We start from the raw sequence: 16,938 nt of genomic DNA on the forward strand, positions 1-16,938 counted from the left end.
ATGAAAGTTCTGATTCAGTGCGGAGACTTGCTGGAGAACCAGCGCAGGATTCTTCCTTTGGCCGAATCCTTGAGAGCCTCGGGCGCAGACCCGATAATTTTGCACTACAAGCCCTCTGTGGGAGCGTTCTTTAAGGCCAGGGGGATAAGAATTTTGCATCTCGATGACTATAGAGCCCGAATGAAGAAGGGGGAAGTGTCCAAAGCCGCTATTGGCACAGCATTTTGGGATGAAAAGAAGTATTCCATCTACAACATCAAGCATGAGTTGTTACGCGCACTACCGGTGGACCGACGCCGCGATTTGTACATGCTACGGCGGGACGGTTTGGCCTTGACGCGCCTGGTGGAGGATCAGCGGATTGACTCGCTGATAGTCTGGAATGGCGTTACGGGCCATGTCGCCAACGCGATGAGAATCATTGGGGAACACAAGGGTATCACGGGCGGATTCCTTGAGCGAGGCTATCTCCGCGATAGTGTGTTCTTCGATCGCGATGGAACAAACGGAATCTCGTCGCTAGCTCGTGGCACCGCCACCATATACGATTCAGCCGACGTGGCGAACTCGGTGACGGCGCTCGGTGATTTTGTTGACTCAACGCTGCTCAGTTTTGCGGATACGCCGGCTTCTGGCCGGAAACAGATATTCGTTCCGCTGCAAGTGCAACAGGACAGTAATATTCTTCTTTATTCGCCCAGCATCAAGACTATGCGGCAGCTTGTTTTGGATGCGATCAACTTAGCGCAGGCATTGGGGCAAGAATGGAATGTGATTGTAAGAGATCACCCGGAGGAAACCCAATCTGGTCTCAACATCCCTTTTGGGGATCGAGTCTGGCGCGACAACACGTCTACACTAGAGGAGAGAATAAGTTCCAGTAGCATTGTCTTCACGGTGAACAGCACCGTGGGGCTGACGGCCGCCTTAGCCGGAAAGGTTGTCATTTGTAACGGCGAAGGGATTTATTGCAGAGAGTCATTCGTCATAAACAAATCTAATATGACGCGCGATCAGCTAGTGGATCGCGTCCGTGCGGCATTGCAGGATGGGCCAGATATTGAAGCCTTGAAGCGCTACATGTGCTTGTTGCTGGATCGTCACCAGCTTTTCGATACAGAACTGGTACTCGATGCCGGATACTCGACGCAGGCTCTTTCCCGGTTCGCTGGGGACAGTACAACACCGAGAACCGAATCGAGTCTGATAAAACGTTTACAACAACAGGTGAGCGCGGCCTATGAGCGTTATCCAAAAGGGATTGCTGTAGATTTTCAATTAGATCGCACCGATACCTTGTCGCTAACTTATCGCAAGAGTGCGGAACGGGTTACGGCGAGTTGGGTGATGCAGGCCCTGGAGAAGAATTTTCCAGGAATTACCTTTCGCCGGTCGTTGCCGGACGAACCCGTCAATCCTGCCTCGTCAGTTTGTGTGTGCTCTACGAATGTCACAACATTCGGCAAGCTACACAGCGACTATGTTGCCGTACTAGACCAATACGGAGAGCCTCATCTCCGATTTTACGATTGAATATAGGGCGAAATCGGCTGTGGCGGCTCCAGAACTCTGGAGCCGCCGTCTGTCCTCAGTATCGCCAAAGCCTGCCGGTTCGTATTCTGCTCTCGGTCTCGCGCCGAACCTCTGAGAAGTATGCATCGTCCAAGAGCTGGAAATTATCCTTATTTGCTTGAAAAAGCGGAGTCTCCGTGAAGCCAATAAATCGCTGTCGAGACTGAATTCTCGGCTTCTTCTCAGCGTATATTGTAGAGAACCCTGCGTCTCGCATCCATGACGCAACGCAAGACTCACTCGGGCCAGACCAGTTACTATCCGCTTTGTCGAGCACATCGTCTCGATAGAAGAGCGAAGATGGAACGAGAGGATCATAATTACAAATGTGCGTTTCCACGCAAATGGCCCCGCGGCATACCGCCCTTAGTCTATCGAAGGCTAGCAGTGGGTGCCTAAGATGGTAAAGGACGCCGTAAAAGAAAATAACGTCGAAAGGTCCGTCTGTTTTTGGGGAGAGTTCGTAGACCGTCAGCTTACGACGCTCTACGTTGCTATTGAAGAATTCTTTCAGCTTTGGGAAAACCCGGTTCTTTATATCGCCGTAACCGGAAAAACTCTTAGGAGGACCGGACCAACCCCAATCCTGAAGCGCTGGATCCTCGACATCGATCGCGAGTACAGATGACGCGCCCGCTTTCTCCGCATTAAATGCAGTTACGCCATCAAGAGCGCCGACATCCAGAACACTCCGTCCCGTAAGTTCGCCGGGCTTGATACCAATGTAGGAAAACTCTTGGTTGCGATCCACTCTGCCCGGTGTGCGCAAGCGGTCGTTCAACTGAACGATATGATAATGGGGCAGGTCCTGCTTTAGAAATGAACGGCAATCGTCGTCCGACCGGTCGTATCTCGATGTCAATGAACTACCCTCCTTCGATGTGAAGACCATCCCTGTAAGTATGCGCGAGCAAACCGTAAGGAAAGAACAAGCCTCAAGCAAGGTCAGAAGAGATTTGTTTTCGGGACCAAGGGGATGACTGGCGTCTCCGCGTTGAGATCATGGTAGAAGTGCCGGGCAGGCGGCGATTGCGCGAGAACGCACCGCAATGTATGAGAACCCCAATTTTGGTATGGACCGTCAAATCTTATGAAGTTTGGGACCAGCGGCCTGCGCGGCCTATCTGTTGATCTGCTTGCAGCCGGGGCTGCAATCTATGCGGATGCCTTCGGCCGGTACCTGATCGAGAGCGGCAGGTCCCAAGTGGGGGATCCCATTCTGATTGGCCGCGACTTTCGTGATTCCAGCCCTGCGATTGTTGCGATCTGCGCTCGCGCGCTCAGCGATCTTGGCTTCCGGCTCTGCGATTGCGGCACCCTCCCGACGCCAGCGCTCGCGCTTTATGGGATGAAAAGCGGTGCGGCCTGCCTAATGGTCACCGGCTCGCATATCCCGGCTGACCGGAACGGGATCAAGTTCTATACGCCGGATGGCGAGATCGACAAGGAAGATGAGGCTGCGATCACGCAATTGGCGGCGGACTGGCGGCCGGTGGATGTACGCATCGACACGCCCCCTGTCGTCGACGATCATTCGGAAAGGTGTATCGATCTCTTTTACCGACGCAGCACAGGTTTGCTCGCCGCTGATGCGCTGGCGGGCGTGAAGATCGGTGTTTACCAGCACAGCACGGTCGCTCGCGATCTCATCGGCGAGGTCCTTTCCCATTACGGCGCAGAGGTCGTGCCCCTCGGTCGTTCGATAACGTTCATACCCGTCGATACGGAAGCGATCGCCAGCCAGACGATCTCTCTCCTGGGTGATTGGACGAGTTTCCATGACCTGGACGCTATCGTCTCTGCTGATGGCGACGGCGACAGGCCGCTCGTTGCAGATGAGAGGGGCGTGCCGTTGCGCGGCGATCTTCTCGGGCTGATGGCCGCTGAGTTCCTGCGAGCCGATGCGATCGTCACGCCCGTCACGTCAAATTCCGGTATCGAGGCGCTCGGCCTCCCCGTAACGCGAACCAGGGTCGGCTCTCCCTTCGTCATCGCAGGTATGAAAAAAGCCATCGCGTCGGGCAAAGAGCGTGTCGTCGGCTTCGAGGCCAATGGAGGCTTGTTAATGGCAAGCGCCTGCAGCTTGAACGGACATGCGATCGATGCGTTGCCGACGCGAGATTGCATGCTGCCGATTTTGGTCGCCGTATCGCGGATCGCCGCCCTGAAAAGACCGCTCTCCGCGATTACTCGAACCTACAATTTACCGGTCGCCGCTTCCGATCGGTTGGAGAATTTTCCCACGGAAAAGAGTGCTGAGCTGCTGGACTATTTGCGAGCGTCGGAGAGCAATCTCACCTCCTTCCTGCAGCGGATGGGCGATGTCTCGTCGAGAGATGAAATCGATGGGCTCCGCGTGGCATTGACGGATCGGCGCGTCATTCATTTTCGTCCATCCGGCAACGCGCCGGAAATACGGTGCTATGTGGAGGCCGCGACGGAAACGGCCGCAGCGGAACTGCTCGAAGCCGGCCTCGATCAATTGAGGCTATGGGGAAAGACCGACAACGAAAGAAGCGACAGCCTCCAGAGGGGATTTTAAGTGATCAGGAAGATTGTTCCGGTGATCATGGCGGGCGGGAGAGGCACGCGGCTTTGGCCGCTTTCTCGTGCTGCAGCACCTAAGCAATTCATTCGCTTCATCGGTAACCGTACATTGTTCCAGAACACGCTCGAGAGGGTTTCCGATTCCAAGATTTACGAGCCGGCCATTGTCGTCACAAACGAGGAGTTCCGCTTCCTGGTGGCAGAACAGGCGCGAGAGCTCGGCAGCAATCTCAGCAGCATCGTGCTCGAACCGGTGGCGCGCAACACGGCCGCCGCAGTCGCAGCCGCGGCTGTGGTCGCGGCGGATTTGTTCGGTGAGAGCGCCACCGTCCAGGTGCTTGCTTCCGATCATGAGATCGGCGTCGACGAGGCCTATCTCAGCGCCAACGGGGCCGCACGGGCGGCGGCGGAAGGGGGCAAGCTCGTGACCTTCGGGATCACGCCGACAGAACCTGCAACTGGTTACGGGTATATCGAGGTCGGCGACATCCTTCCGAGCGGTGCCCATGCCGTCAAGCGCTTCGTTGAAAAGCCGGGATTGGAAGCTGCCGCCGAGATGCTGTCGGCGGGTGGGTACTATTGGAATTCCGGCATGTTCATGTTCGCCGTTCCGACGCTGCTTGCGGAGCTGGAGGCATTTGCCTCGGAGGTGCTGGAGGCCGCAAAACTAGCGGTTGCCAAGGCAGTCAAAGATCTCGATTTCCTTCGCCTTGACCGCGGGGCTTTCGAGAAGAGTCCAAATATCTCGATCGACTACGCTCTAATGGAAAAGACCGCGAAGGCGGCCGTAGTACCCTCGGCCTTCAAATGGTCTGACCTCGGAAGCTGGGACTCCGTCTGGAAAACCGGGTCTCAGGACGAGGACGACAATGTCAGTTCCGCAAACACGACGCTGGTTGGAACGAAAAGCTCACTCGTCATGTCGCACGGCCCGCACCTCGTCGTCAGCGGGCTCGAGAATGTCGTCGTCGTCGCCAGCGAGGATGCAGTTTATGTCGGCCGGATGGAGGACAGCCAGGATGTCGGCAAAGTCGTCAAGCGCCTCTTAGCTGCGCCCGCGACGTCGAAGCTCGCGGAAATACATCCGACGTGCTATCGCCCCTGGGGCGGATACACATCCGTGCTTGTCGGCGATCGGTTCCAGGTGAAGCGCATCTTCGTTTTGCCAGGAAGGAAACTGTCGCTTCAAAAGCACCATCATCGCTCGGAGCATTGGATCGTCGTCAAGGGAACTGCGGAGATCACCGTCGGAGAAAAGGTCGAGATCCTGCGGGAGAACGAATCTTCCTACATTCCGCTCGGTGAAATCCACCGGCTCGCCAATCCGGGCAAGATCATGCTCGAACTGATCGAGGTGCAGACCGGCTCCTATCTCGGCGAGGACGACATTATCCGCATCGCTGACGAATTTGGACGCAGCTGAGATACCATCCTTTGGTGGAACGGATGCGCGAGCGGATATTTGTATATATCAGGGGCACCTGCGAAACGACGGCCCTCAGGGGCAGTCGACGCTTAGGAGAGATATAAAGTGGCATTAACCAACGTAAGGCTTGCAAACTTCGATAACACTGCGCTCGATTCGATCAGTCGGACGATAAATACGGCGACCAACGGCATCGAGGCGCTCGCCGAACAACTGGCGACGGACACAACTTTCGCGCAGAGCCTCATCGATGCCGTCGAACTGATCGGCGACGGGCACGGCCGCGTCGTGGTTTCCGGCGTCGGCAAGAGCGGGCATATCGGCCGCAAGATCGCCGCGACCTTGGCTTCCACCGGCACCTCCGCCTATTTCGTTCACCCGACCGAGGCGAGCCACGGCGATCTCGGCATGGTCACTTCCGATGACGTGCTGATCCTGCTCTCCTGGTCCGGCGAGACGGCGGAACTCGCCAACATGCTGACCTACGCCAAGCGCTTCAAGGTGCCGATCGTGTCGATCTCATCGAACCGCGACAGCATCCTGGCGCGCAATTCCGAAATCGCCCTGGTGCTTCCGAAGGTACCGGAGGCCTGTCCGCACGGTCTGGCACCGACGACCTCGGCTATGCTGCAGCTCGCTGTCGGCGATGCGCTGGCGATCGCGCTTCTGGAACGGCGCGGTTTTTCCGCCGAGGACTTCAAGACTTTCCACCCCGGCGGCAAGCTTGGCGCGCAATTGCGCCTGGTACACGAACTCGCGCATCTGGACGACCAGATGCCGCTGCTCGCCGTCGGCCGGCCGATGAGCGAAGCTGTCATCGAAATGTCGGCGAAGGGCTTCGGCGTCATCGGTATCGTCGACGAAGCCGGTTTGCTCGTCGGCGTCATCACCGATGGCGACTTGCGCCGGCACATGGCCGGCGACCTGCTCAGCCAGCCGGTCGAAGAGGTCATGTCGCATCATCCGAAGGTGGTGCAAAAAGACCTGCTTGCAAGCGCCGCCATGGAGTTCATGGAGGAGCACAAGGTCACGGTGCTGTTCCTCGTCGATGAGGCGGGGATGCCAGAAGGCATCCTGCATATTCACGATCTGCTGCGCGCCGGCGTCGCTTGACCGTAAAAAAAGCTGCCCAAAATGTGCGAGCGGCGACGGGGAGCCTGTCGCCGCTCAAATGAACTGAATTCATGGGCGGGATCTAGGCACGATCCCGAATATTATAGTAGCTCATCACCCCGATCCCCCAGGTGAAGAGAAGCCCGAGGATCACAAGCAGGGAATTCAACAGCCGGGCCGGATACTGCGCCATTTCGGAGAGCGTCGGCTCGATGAAGAGCGCCAGATAGCGTTGGCGGTTGTTCGCTTCAACGCGTGCTTTCTCGAGAGCGCCCAAAGCCGCCGTATAGGCGCGCTCGGCAAATTCGCGCTCGGTTTCCAGCTCTTCGAACTCGGCAATGCGACCGGCGACGTCAGGAGCGTTGGGGTCCTCCGCGGCGGAAGTCTTCTCGCCCGTGCCTAGCCGCTGCCGCTCGACGGCGATTTGCTGCTCCAGGCTTTCGATGCGCGTTTTGATCACGCGGATTCGCGGCGTGTCATCGCCCATCTGGCTTTTTGCCGTGGCTAGATCTGCATTGAGTTGCGTCAGCTGCTGCTCCAGCGAGCCGATGAGTTGGACGGCGAGCTTTGCGCCTTCTTCGGGACTGATTTCCTGCGATTTGTCGCGATAGACCCGCAGCCCCGCGCGGGCCTTTGAGAGCCGCGCCTCGCCCGCCAGCACCTCGTCCTGCGCGGCGCGCAGCACGTCGTTGCGCGCCGAAAGCGAAAGGCTGTTCACGAGATTGTCGCTCTGGTCGACGATGAACTGGGCGATCTCCCGCGCCTGCTTCGGCTCGAATGCCTTGACGGTCACCTGCATAATGCCGGAGGCGTGGTCGAAGTTGACGTTCACCATGTCTCGCCAGTAGGCGAGCTTGTCCTCGATCGGCAGGTCGGAGCCGATGCTGTAGAAATAATCCAGCCCGCGCGTGGCGTAGACATCCTCAAGTTTGAACTTGCGATCGGCATCCGCAGCCATGCGCTCGCTGAGGATATAGTCCATGAGGATATAGCTGTCCGACACCGTGCTGCCGCCGGAGGCCTGGGTGAACATGCCGAGGATATCGCTCGACATGCCGCCCTCAATGCTGCGCACGGCGAAGGAGGTCGTGCTGTGATATTGGTCGGCGGCGATGAAGACCATGTAGAGGGAGGCGAGCGTCGCCGGCACCGCGACGAGTCCGAGGAAAGAGGCGCCGACTATGGCGTGGCGCCAGCGGAGTTTCTTCAACCACGATTTCTTGCCGACCTTTTTGGCGGGTTCCAGCTTGTTGCGCCCGGGGAGTGGAATGACGGGTGCGCTCTCCTTGCCGAGCAGGCCTTCGAGCACGGCGAGGCCCTTCCTTTTGGGATCGCCCTTGGCGGCTGGGGAGGTGATGGCTGGTTTATCGGCGGCCTGGACGGGGTCCGGCTTGTTCGCTGCCGCGTCTTTGCTAGCCGCCATTCAACTTTCCTTCATGTTTATGTCGTGCGCACGGATCGCGTCCTCGACATCTTCATAATAAGTCAGCTTGCCTTTTTCCAGCACGACTCCGCAATCGCAATAGGTGCGGATTGTACCGGTGCTGTGCGAAACCATGATCAAATCGGAATTCTGAAGCTTGGTCTCGAAGACAGCTTGGCACTTTTTCTTAAAATTTGAGTCACCAACCGCGGTGATTTCGTCGACGAGATAATAGTCGAAGTTGACGCCCATGCTCAAGCCGAAGGCGAGCCGCGCCTTCATGCCGGAGGAATAGGTGCCGACCGGTGCCTTGTAGAAAGGGCCGAGCTCGGCGAAATCCTCGACATAGGTGATGAGTTCTTCGGTGTTTACACCGTAGATGCGGGCGACAAAACGTACATTCTGTTCGCCCGTCAATGAACTCTGGAAGCTACCCTGGAATCCAAGCGGCCAGGAGATCTTGCCGCGGCGGATGATTCGCCCCTTGTCGAGCCTGATCGCGCCGGCGATTAGCCGGAGCAACGTCGACTTGCCGGCGCCGTTGCGGCCGAGCAGACCGACGCTCTTGCCACGATTGATCGTCAGCGATGCATCCTCGATGATCGGCTTCTTGATGCCCTTGGTGCGGGCGTATTTCGTCGCCTGCTCGAACCGGATCATTCGTTTCTCAGCGTTTTTCTGGAAAGGGTGAACACCAGCATCCCGGCAAACAATGTCAGAAATGCGATTCCATAGAGATAGGTCATGTCGAGGCCGATCGCTCGGTATTCGGGGTAGAAGCCCTTTCGAAAGCCCATGATGATGTGGACAAGCGGATTGATGAGCACGAGATCGCGGTAGGGCGCCGGGATAGAATCCGGCAGGAAGAACACGCCGGAAATCAGGAAGAGCGGCCGGTTGACGATGCTGAAGACCTGCTCGTAGAGCGGATATTTGAGAAACAGGACGGCATTGATCATTGCTATGCCGAGGCCGAACAGGCAGGCCATCGCGATGGCCTCCAGGATTGCCGGCCAGTGCAGATTGGTCTCGACCCGCATGGTCGCGACGATCGTGCCGAGCACGATGAAGGCCACCAGCGTCGTCGTGCAGACCTGAAGGACGAAACGCGCAACGATGGTATCGATGGGCGCGACGTTCGGATAGCTGAGCAACGCCTTGTTGGCGCGAACCGCGCTGTTCAGATAGCTGGTCATCGCCTGGTAGAACTGGAAGGCGATATAGCCGGTGGCGAAGAACAGCGCGAAACTGGTGCCGAGCGCCGGCGCGCGGGCGATCGCCTGGAAAATCATGGTCAACAGCAGGATATGGGCGGCCGGATCGAGCAGCGCCCAGATGTAGCCTCCCGGCTTCGAGCCGAAGCGCGTCGCCATCTCACGCACGAGGAGGGCGCCGACGACGCGGATATGGGTGGAGAGATAGCTCACAGGGTCACCCGAACGGATAGAGAATGCGCCCGACCAGCCGCAGCCGCCGGTCGGAGAGACCGCGGAAGAAGCCGATCGGATCGGCCCGGAAATCTTCGACGTCGCGGTCGTTGCCGGCACGGCGGATGGCAGGCGCTACGATCGCGGTCAGCAGATGTCGCCAGCCGAGAACGCCGTAGGGACCCCACGGTCGCCAGGTCGGACGGGAAAGGCGCCTCACATCCGGCTCTTCGAGTTGCCGCTTTATCGCGGCGACGGTCGCTTCGAATGATGTTTGTTCTCCGGTGACGGGATCGAAGTAGCGAGGATAGAGGAGATAGGCGCCGGCGAAAAGCGCTTCGAGCGAAAGCCTCCTGCCGCGGCGCGGGTGCGGCTGCCTGTCATCGGTCAGCCCCCAGCCGGAATAGAAGGGTGAACCTGCCGTCGTCACCCGGATGCCACGCAGGAGCGCCTCGATGCCGGCCAGCGACGTGATCGTATAGACATGATCGACCGTGCGCAGCGCCTCGGCGAGCGGCAAGCTCTCGGTGATCACCTCGCAGAGATGCGCAACTTTGGCCGGATCGGACCGCGCCGGTCGAACCCGGCTAAGTACATCCGGGTGGGGCTTATAGAGAATCTGTGCCTCCGGCTGCTCGGCCGCGGCAAGCCGCACGAGGTCATTGTTGGTCATCGGACTTGGGCAGCCGTATTGGATCGAGGCATCGTCCTCGACCTGGCCGACGACCAGTATGCGCTTGCGCGTCTTTGCCCCATACATCTCTTCCGCCGTCCGCTGAGGCCCGCCATTATATTTGCTGATGCCGCTGTCCAGGAGAAGCGCGATTCCGGCGCGAGCGCGCTCCATCAGCGCCGCATCCGCCTTAAAGTCATTGGTCGAAAACAGCACTTCGAGATCGGACGGCTGGCGGCAGTCGAAATAGGGCGTCCTGCTATCGAGCGCCAGGGAGAGGGGAGAGGTGCGGCTGGCGCTCGGGCGGGCCGAACGAAGGAAGCCGTCCTCGACGAACCAGACAGGGATGTCTTGCTTCGTCGCAATTGCGGCCAGTGCCGGCGACCACGCGGCGCCCCACACGAAGAACTCGCATGGTCCCGCAGCGAGAATGCGAGGTTTCCAGGTCCTCTCCAAATCCTTGGTGCTCAGGTTCTTCGGCAGAAAGTGAAAGCGCCTGTCGGGAAATGAGCGCTTCAGGAAAACCCTCTTCCACTCGGTCACATGGACGGCAAAAGTCGAAATCTGCCCTGCCGTTCCGACGCGAACGGTGTTGTGCGACTCGCTTTTGGCTTCTACCGTGTTCGTGTTCATCTCGTGCACAAGCTGCGTTAGTATGACGATCACGCTGGATGTACGTGTTTCGCCGCTTATCCGCCAGTCTCTAGTGACATCCAAGTGCTTTCTCTCACCCGTAGTCTCATCTGCCGTCGCGCGTCGCCCGCTCTAACTCTGACAATCGCTCCTTGCAGAGCAACGTGACCATTCGGTGGAGGTGTTCGGTGCGCTCGAGAAGCCACGCGAGCGCTTCCTCGGTGATCTCGAAGTGCTTGGAGTAGCGCGCCTTTACATAGGCCTCGTTGAGGATGTTATACCAGGCGGTGGAGCGATGCTGATCGCGCGGCCAGGCCTCGACTAGGCGCTGGTCCCTATCCTCAGCGAGCCCGCGGAGGAATTTGAGGTTGTGCGACGCGGGGCTGTAATTCGTCAGAACCAGCAGCAGTGCTGCATAGGCCTGCTCGATCGACTGATGCAGCAAAAACGCTGCTTCCTTGAGCCTCCCCCGACTGGCAAAAAACTGGGCGCCTTCAGCAAACGTCTTGGCCTGGGGAAGGCGATCCTCGAAGTAGCCCACTGCAATCCGGTAAGCATCCGCCGGTGTTCGCGCCCTCGGCTCCGCCAGCGGCCGGTCGTCGAGTTCGTAAAGGACAATGCCCTCGCGCAGGATGTCGACGAAGAAATACTGCCCATCGGCCAGGAAGTTGTTCACTTCCCGTGCCCCATGGACAATTAGTCCGACCGGCGTCGAGACTCCCTTGTCCCACATCAGCCGGTCGGTCGCCTTGTCCCAATATTCCGGTTCGGCAAGTTTCTTCGAATTGACTATAACAAGGATGTCGTAGTCGGAGCGGTAGCCCTTCATCGTGTGCGGCTCGTCGACGAAGGTGCCGCGGGCGTAAGAGCCGAACAGGATGATCTTCAGGATCCGGCCGCGCTTCTTGAAGGCGGCAGAGCTGCCCTCGAGCGCATCGGAAAACTCCTCATGGATGATCTCGACCACGCGGGCAAGCTCGCGCTGCTTTTTCTCCGGCAGATGTTCGAGGCTCGATCTCATATGCAATCGATAGGGCAAACATGACTCGTCGTCCACCGTCTGTTTCCATTGGGTTTTGAGCTGATGACGTGTGCGGGCCGGGGAGGCATGCATGGACGGATTTCTCGGTCGATCAGTCACAATTTCCGCATTGTCCAACAAGAACCCTCCACTTCGCAGGACCTCTTCATCAGTCGTGCTTCGTGCTCCTCGTGGCGCTTGCACGGCGCTAGTTTACTGACTTCACGCACCCCTTCCGAAACACCGGATTGCCCAGCTCAGCGCCCGCTGCTGGAACGAAGGCATTTGGAACGATCCGGCAGATGGCAACCGCGTGAAGTTCGTTCCATGACCGCAGCGGCGCTCGTTGACAGCGCCGGCGGTTAATTACGAAGGTGTCATCGCGTGCGGCATAGCCGCATGCGAGCTCACCCGGTGTAGCTACTCACACCCTAAATTTGTAGTTGATCCAGCGACGAGAAGCTTTTAACCCTGAAGCATACTAATCGCTTTTCGGTGGGGGTGTGGGCGTTACAGTTTCGGTTTCTGATGATTTTGGCCTAGACATGCGAGATTTTGATTTCAGCTCGCTTCTCTATGGTGATTCCTATTCTCGCAGCTCGACGTCGTTAACCGTCTATTACGGCAGCTGGGCCGATCAGTTCCGCGGCACTGGTTTCAAATACGATAGCAACGGCTTTCCGACGGCAGGGACGGTAACGAGCTATGCCATTCTCTACAACGGCATCCGCATGGCAATTGTCTCCGGCGCATCGATCGCCGCTACCAAGATTGCTGCAGCGGCCAAGACGAGTTCGCTTTCGGATGACATTGCTATCATCAGCACTGCCCTCGCAGGCGATGATGTGATCGACGGTGGAGAAGAAGGAAACTATCTCAGGGGCCATGCGGGTAATGATGTCATTTCCGGCGGAAGTTCTTCGGATGACTTGTATGGCGACGATGGTAGTGACACACTTTATGGGAAATCGAGCGTCGATTACCTCTACGGTGGAAATGGGAATGACAAGCTAAATGGCGGAGCGTCCTACGATTACGTGTATGGCGGTGCTGGCTCTGACACTGCCACTTACGCCGGTGCGTCTGCAGGTGTGACTGCTAGTCTAGCCGATCCGAGCTCCAACACGGCCGACGCCCAGTGGGATAGCTATTCCTCCATCGAGAATTTGGAAGGCTCCAGCTATGCGGATCGTCTCGAGGGAGACGCAAATGCAAATACTCTTACTGGCGGCGCGGGCAGTGACGAACTGGTAGGAGGGGCCGGCAACGACACCCTCATCGGAGGCATGGGCGCGGACGAGCTCTTTGGCGAGTCCGGATTTGATACTGCCTCCTATGCAACCGCGACTGTGGGCGTGACTGCAAGCCTAGCTAATGCATCAGCGAACACGAATGAAGCCGCTGGAGATGTCTACAGCTCCATCGAGGTCCTTGTCGGCTCGAAATTTAACGACACTCTGTTTGGCAATGCCGGTGCCAACAACCTCTTCGGCGGCGATGGGAATGACACCTTGATTGGTGGGGCAGGCGCCGACGTCCATTACGGAGCCAATGGCATCGATACCGTGTCATACGCCGGCGCGACCTTGGGTGTGATCGCCAATATGGGCGATATCAGCGTGAATACCAACGACGCCACCGGCGACAAATACGACTCAATTGAGAATCTCGTGGGGTCAAATTACGCCGACAAGCTCTACGGGACTACTGGAGCAAACAATATTACCGGCGGCAATGGCAATGACCTTCTGCATGGATATTCCGGAAACGACGTGATCTATGGCGGTGCTGGCGCCGACCAGCTCTATGGCGGCTATGGGGCAGACAAGTTCATCTTCCGAGCGCTCTCCGATTCCAGTGCGGTCTCGTCTGATACGGTCTTCGACTTCCTACTCAGCGAGCAGGACAGGATCGATCTCTCCGCGATCGACGCGAATTCGAGCGTGGCGGGCAACCAGGCATTCAGCTTCATCGGCGTGGCAGCGTTTAGCGGCTCCGCCGGACAGTTGCGTGTCGTGAAGCAGACCTCTGATACCTACATCTACGGCGACTTGAACGGGGACAAAGTTGCCGACCTGAAGATCCATTTGGACGATGCCGTGACGCTGACGAAGGACTATTTTATGGCGTAGTCGGTCCCTCGGCCATCGAAACGATTGAATTAAAGCCTGCGGAAACGCGGGCCTTTTTCTTTCGCTCGTGACTAACGCTGCCTCCCTCGCGTGCCGCTGAAATCGTCGACAAGAGTGTGCTTCCGCCGATTAGATACGCTCAGACGCTCAGACGCTCAGACCATCCTGCTGCAAAATAGAAAAAGTTGATTGTTCTTTTGCGGCTATCTCTGGCACTCTGCAGCCGCGGGTTGAATTGAGGGGGGATGGTACCACGCAAGGAGGTTAAGATGGCCATTTTAACTGGAACGAGTGGAAACGATTCTCTCACAGGCACCGAGAACGAGACGAACTACATATCTGCGTTGGAGGGCGACGATACAGTAAGCGGTAGAAGTCTCCGCGATCAAATCTTCGGTGGAGACGGAACTGATGGTCTGTACGGCTACGATGGTTCAGACGACCTTTGGGGCGAAGCCGGAGATGATTCCATTTTCGGCGGCGAGGGTGATGACCAGATCTTGTCGGGAACCGGCAGCGATTCGGTTTTCGGCGAGGAAGGCGACGATTCAATCTATCTCTATGAAGCGTTGACCGGCGATGTGAAAACCGTGACCGCGGGCGCCGGCGACGACTACATTTATGCTGGAGTAAGCGCGGACTCACTGGACGGTGGCCGTGGTCAGGACGCGCTGGACTACGGCTCATCTGCATCCGGAGTGACAGTAAATCTTCTGACGGGCCAAGGCTCAGGCGGCTGGGCCACAGGAGATACATACCGGTCAATAGAAGATGTTTCCGGAACCGGATCTGACGACACTCTTACCGGTAACGGTAACTACAATGAGCTTCTGGGAACTTTTGGCAATGACCTTATCGAGGGCGGCGCTGGAGGTGATTACCTCGATGGTGGCGAGGACGTTGATATTCTCTCCTACCGCGGCTCTGACTCGGGAGTATACGTTGATCTCACGACCCAAACAGCATCGGGCGGCGACGCGCAGGGCGACACGATTCTGAATTTCGAAACGATCAATGCCAGCGATTTCAATGACGTGCTAGTTGGAGGGGATGATAGCAGCACTGTCAGGGCCTCCGGCGGTAACGACTCGATCTCCGGACGTGGCGGCATTGATCACCTCTTCGGCGATGCTGGCAACGATAGTTTTTATGGTGGTGCCGACGTCGACTTGCTGGACGCTGGATCCGGGAACGACCTGCTCAGAGGGGACTTAGGAGCTGACCAGCTAACTGGTGGCGATGGTGCCGACAGCTTTATGTTTCGCTGGGTATCGGACACAACTGCCGACATCTCCGGGCAGGATATCATCAGGGATTTCAGCCGAGGGCAGGGCGACTTGATCGATCTGGCCTATATCGATCCCAGCATCTCGACACCCGCGAACCAAGGCTTCTCATTCGTTGGAACAGCGGCATTTAGTGGCGGCATCGGAGAGCTACGTTACGAGGTTAGCGGCAGCGACACCTACATCTACGCTGACATCGACGGAGATCTTAGCGCGGACATGTCGATCATGATCGACAGCGTCATCGCTCTGCAAAACAGCGATTTCGTCCTTTAGCTGTGCCGTAGATCGCACCTCCGGCCCGCACTCTGCGGGCCATTTTTTTTTCCAAAGGGCAGAGACTTTCAGACTTTCCCAACAGCAACAAGGTGAACCGTGAACCAATGGGCAAACCGTGCCTTCCGGCGCGGCGAACCTCCTTAACTTGATCCGTGATGACAGAAGTCGGGCGCCTTTAGCCTTTAGTGTTTATGCCGGCGTCCGATGAAGATAGGTGGCGAGGGGCGGCATAAGAAATACGTGATTTTATCGCAAGGCGGCAGGGATCGACCTGCGCATGTGATGCGCCCCAACCATCAATCGGACCAATTTTTTCTTTGGAAAGCCGTCGCTTTTCTTGGCATGGCCCAATCAAGGCAGATATAGACGCACCCATGATCAGCTGCGAGTGGTGTGAATTCAGGCGGTGGAATGGCTACTTCAATTTTCAGAAAACTCAAAATTAATCTCGGATTTCGTCGAAGGCCACCAAAGAAAGCAGGATCTACAATTTGCCTATTTGGCACATCAAACGGCGTGGTAAAGAACGGATACGCTGATGTATTCAGCAAATCGCGGTATGATGTGCGACACTTTAAGAATTTTTCGCTTGGAGCGTGCACTAGCTCGTACGTTTTCTATTACGCGGATAAAGTAGACTTTTCGAAGATTGATTTCTGTATCCTTGATTTATGTGTCAATGACGGCCGATGGATCGAGAACAAGCAAGTATCCCCAGACACTTGGACAAAGGTCTTACGAGACTTTTGTAGCCGCGTAATGTCGGCTGGGTGCCTCCCGATCATTCTCATACTTCCTTCTCCTGATTTTGTGGCGAGTTCGCCAACCATCAGATCACTAGCTACCGACGTGTCTCGTGAACTACAGGTTCCTTTCTTTGACGGATATGACGTGCTCGCCAAGTCCCTTGACATAGGCGGCACCAAGCACGAGCGTTTCTTCCGCGATTCGATCCACGTCCATGAATGGTTCGGCCAGGAAATAGCGAAATTGATTGTTGCCGACCTTCCGCGAATTCGACGCGAGCGCCTTTCTCCTGGCCGCACACAACAAATCAGCGTCTCAAGGCATGAGCTTGTCACGATTGCCAGCCCACAGGGTGGGGAATCCGTGGAGCGGGGCACGTCCCTTATCAAAGAAAGATTCGTCCCGATACGCTCAGAGGATGCCGAAACAAACATCCCCGTTCCAACTGGTTCTCAGGCAGTATCGGTTTGCATCGATCTGATGTCTAGCAACGGTTATCTAGAATTGGTGGGCGACATTGCTGCACTTCAGAAGGTGACTAGCAGTTATTACTCGCCTCAGTGGAGCGAGTCTCCCAGGGCGCTCTTAGCATTTCGGCCGGTCGAAAAGGAAATACAAGCGTTGGGTAGGTGCAATAATAATCCGCGCAATTCCTGGCA

General features: G+C 57.1%; 12 protein-coding genes. 6 read left to right on the top strand and 6 right to left on the bottom strand.

All coding sequences use genetic code 11. The annotated features are described in order from the left end of the window. Entirely contained in the window at nt 1-1,533 is a 1,533-nt protein-coding gene (locus USDA257_RS13915; RefSeq protein WP_014763607.1) for a cps10C: Cps10C, read from the top strand. 55 nt (nt 1,534-1,588) lie between these two features. Here USDA257_RS13915 and USDA257_RS33025 read toward each other — a convergent pair whose 3' ends face one another. Next, nucleotides 1,589-2,434: a DUF1698 domain-containing protein gene (locus tag USDA257_RS33025; protein ID WP_048657389.1), complete on the bottom strand. Its 846-nt coding sequence runs from the start codon at nt 2,432-2,434 to the stop codon at nt 1,589-1,591. A 228-nt stretch (nt 2,435-2,662) separates the two neighbouring features. Between USDA257_RS33025 and USDA257_RS13925 the strand changes: the two genes are divergently transcribed. The 3 genes from USDA257_RS13925 (at nt 2,663) to USDA257_RS13935 (ending at nt 6,658) form a co-directional block, all read left to right on the top strand. Next, nucleotides 2,663-4,114: a phosphomannomutase gene (locus USDA257_RS13925; protein WP_014763608.1), complete on the top strand. Its 1,452-nt coding sequence runs from the start codon at nt 2,663-2,665 to the stop codon at nt 4,112-4,114. Beyond that, nucleotides 4,115-5,542, top strand: coding sequence for a mannose-1-phosphate guanylyltransferase/mannose-6-phosphate isomerase (locus USDA257_RS13930; protein WP_014763609.1), 1,428 nt, complete (start codon nt 4,115-4,117; stop codon nt 5,540-5,542). It abuts the gene before it with no gap. A 108-nt stretch (nt 5,543-5,650) separates the two neighbouring features. Then, nucleotides 5,651-6,658, top strand: a complete 1,008-nt coding sequence (locus USDA257_RS13935; protein ID WP_014763610.1) for a KpsF/GutQ family sugar-phosphate isomerase — start codon at nt 5,651-5,653, stop codon at nt 6,656-6,658. An 82-nt stretch (nt 6,659-6,740) separates the two neighbouring features. Here USDA257_RS13935 and USDA257_RS13940 read toward each other — a convergent pair whose 3' ends face one another. The 5 genes from USDA257_RS13940 to USDA257_RS13960 form a co-directional block, all read right to left on the bottom strand. Beyond that, the gene (locus USDA257_RS13940; protein ID WP_014763611.1) at nt 6,741-8,081 is read right to left on the bottom strand and encodes a capsule polysaccharide export inner-membrane protein KpsE; all 1,341 of its coding nucleotides are present in this window, start codon (nt 8,079-8,081) and stop codon (nt 6,741-6,743) included. Then, nucleotides 8,082-8,741, bottom strand: coding sequence for an ABC transporter ATP-binding protein (locus tag USDA257_RS13945; RefSeq protein WP_014763612.1), 660 nt, complete (start codon nt 8,739-8,741; stop codon nt 8,082-8,084). Further along, nucleotides 8,738-9,508, bottom strand: a complete 771-nt coding sequence (locus tag USDA257_RS13950; protein ID WP_014763613.1) for an ABC transporter permease — start codon at nt 9,506-9,508, stop codon at nt 8,738-8,740. The genes USDA257_RS13945 and USDA257_RS13950 overlap by 4 nt, the downstream gene beginning before the upstream one ends. A gap of 4 nt (nt 9,509-9,512) precedes the next feature. Beyond that, the gene (locus USDA257_RS13955) at nt 9,513-10,814 is read right to left on the bottom strand and encodes a capsular polysaccharide biosynthesis protein (RefSeq protein ID WP_161623530.1); all 1,302 of its coding nucleotides are present in this window, start codon (nt 10,812-10,814) and stop codon (nt 9,513-9,515) included. Nucleotides 10,815-10,920: 106 nt separating this feature from the next. Further along, entirely contained in the window at nt 10,921-11,835 is a 915-nt protein-coding gene (locus tag USDA257_RS13960; protein ID WP_041415260.1) for a nucleotidyltransferase and HEPN domain-containing protein, read from the bottom strand. A gap of 503 nt (nt 11,836-12,338) precedes the next feature. Between USDA257_RS13960 and USDA257_RS33030 the strand changes: the two genes are divergently transcribed. Both USDA257_RS33030 and USDA257_RS13970 read left to right on the top strand, forming a co-directional pair. Further along, nucleotides 12,339-13,967 carry a calcium-binding protein gene (locus tag USDA257_RS33030; protein WP_048657390.1) on the top strand — a complete coding sequence of 543 codons (1,629 nt, stop codon included), beginning with the start codon at nt 12,339-12,341 and terminating at the stop codon, nt 13,965-13,967. Between the two features lie 269 nt (nt 13,968-14,236). Next, a complete protein-coding gene (locus USDA257_RS13970) occupies nt 14,237-15,529 on the top strand; it encodes a calcium-binding protein (protein ID WP_014763617.1) in 1,293 nt (430 codons plus the stop codon). Nucleotides 15,530-16,938 lie beyond the last annotated feature (1,409 nt).

It is taken from the genome of Sinorhizobium fredii USDA 257, from assembly GCF_000265205.3.
GTDB lineage: Bacteria > Pseudomonadota > Alphaproteobacteria > Rhizobiales > Rhizobiaceae > Sinorhizobium > Sinorhizobium fredii_B.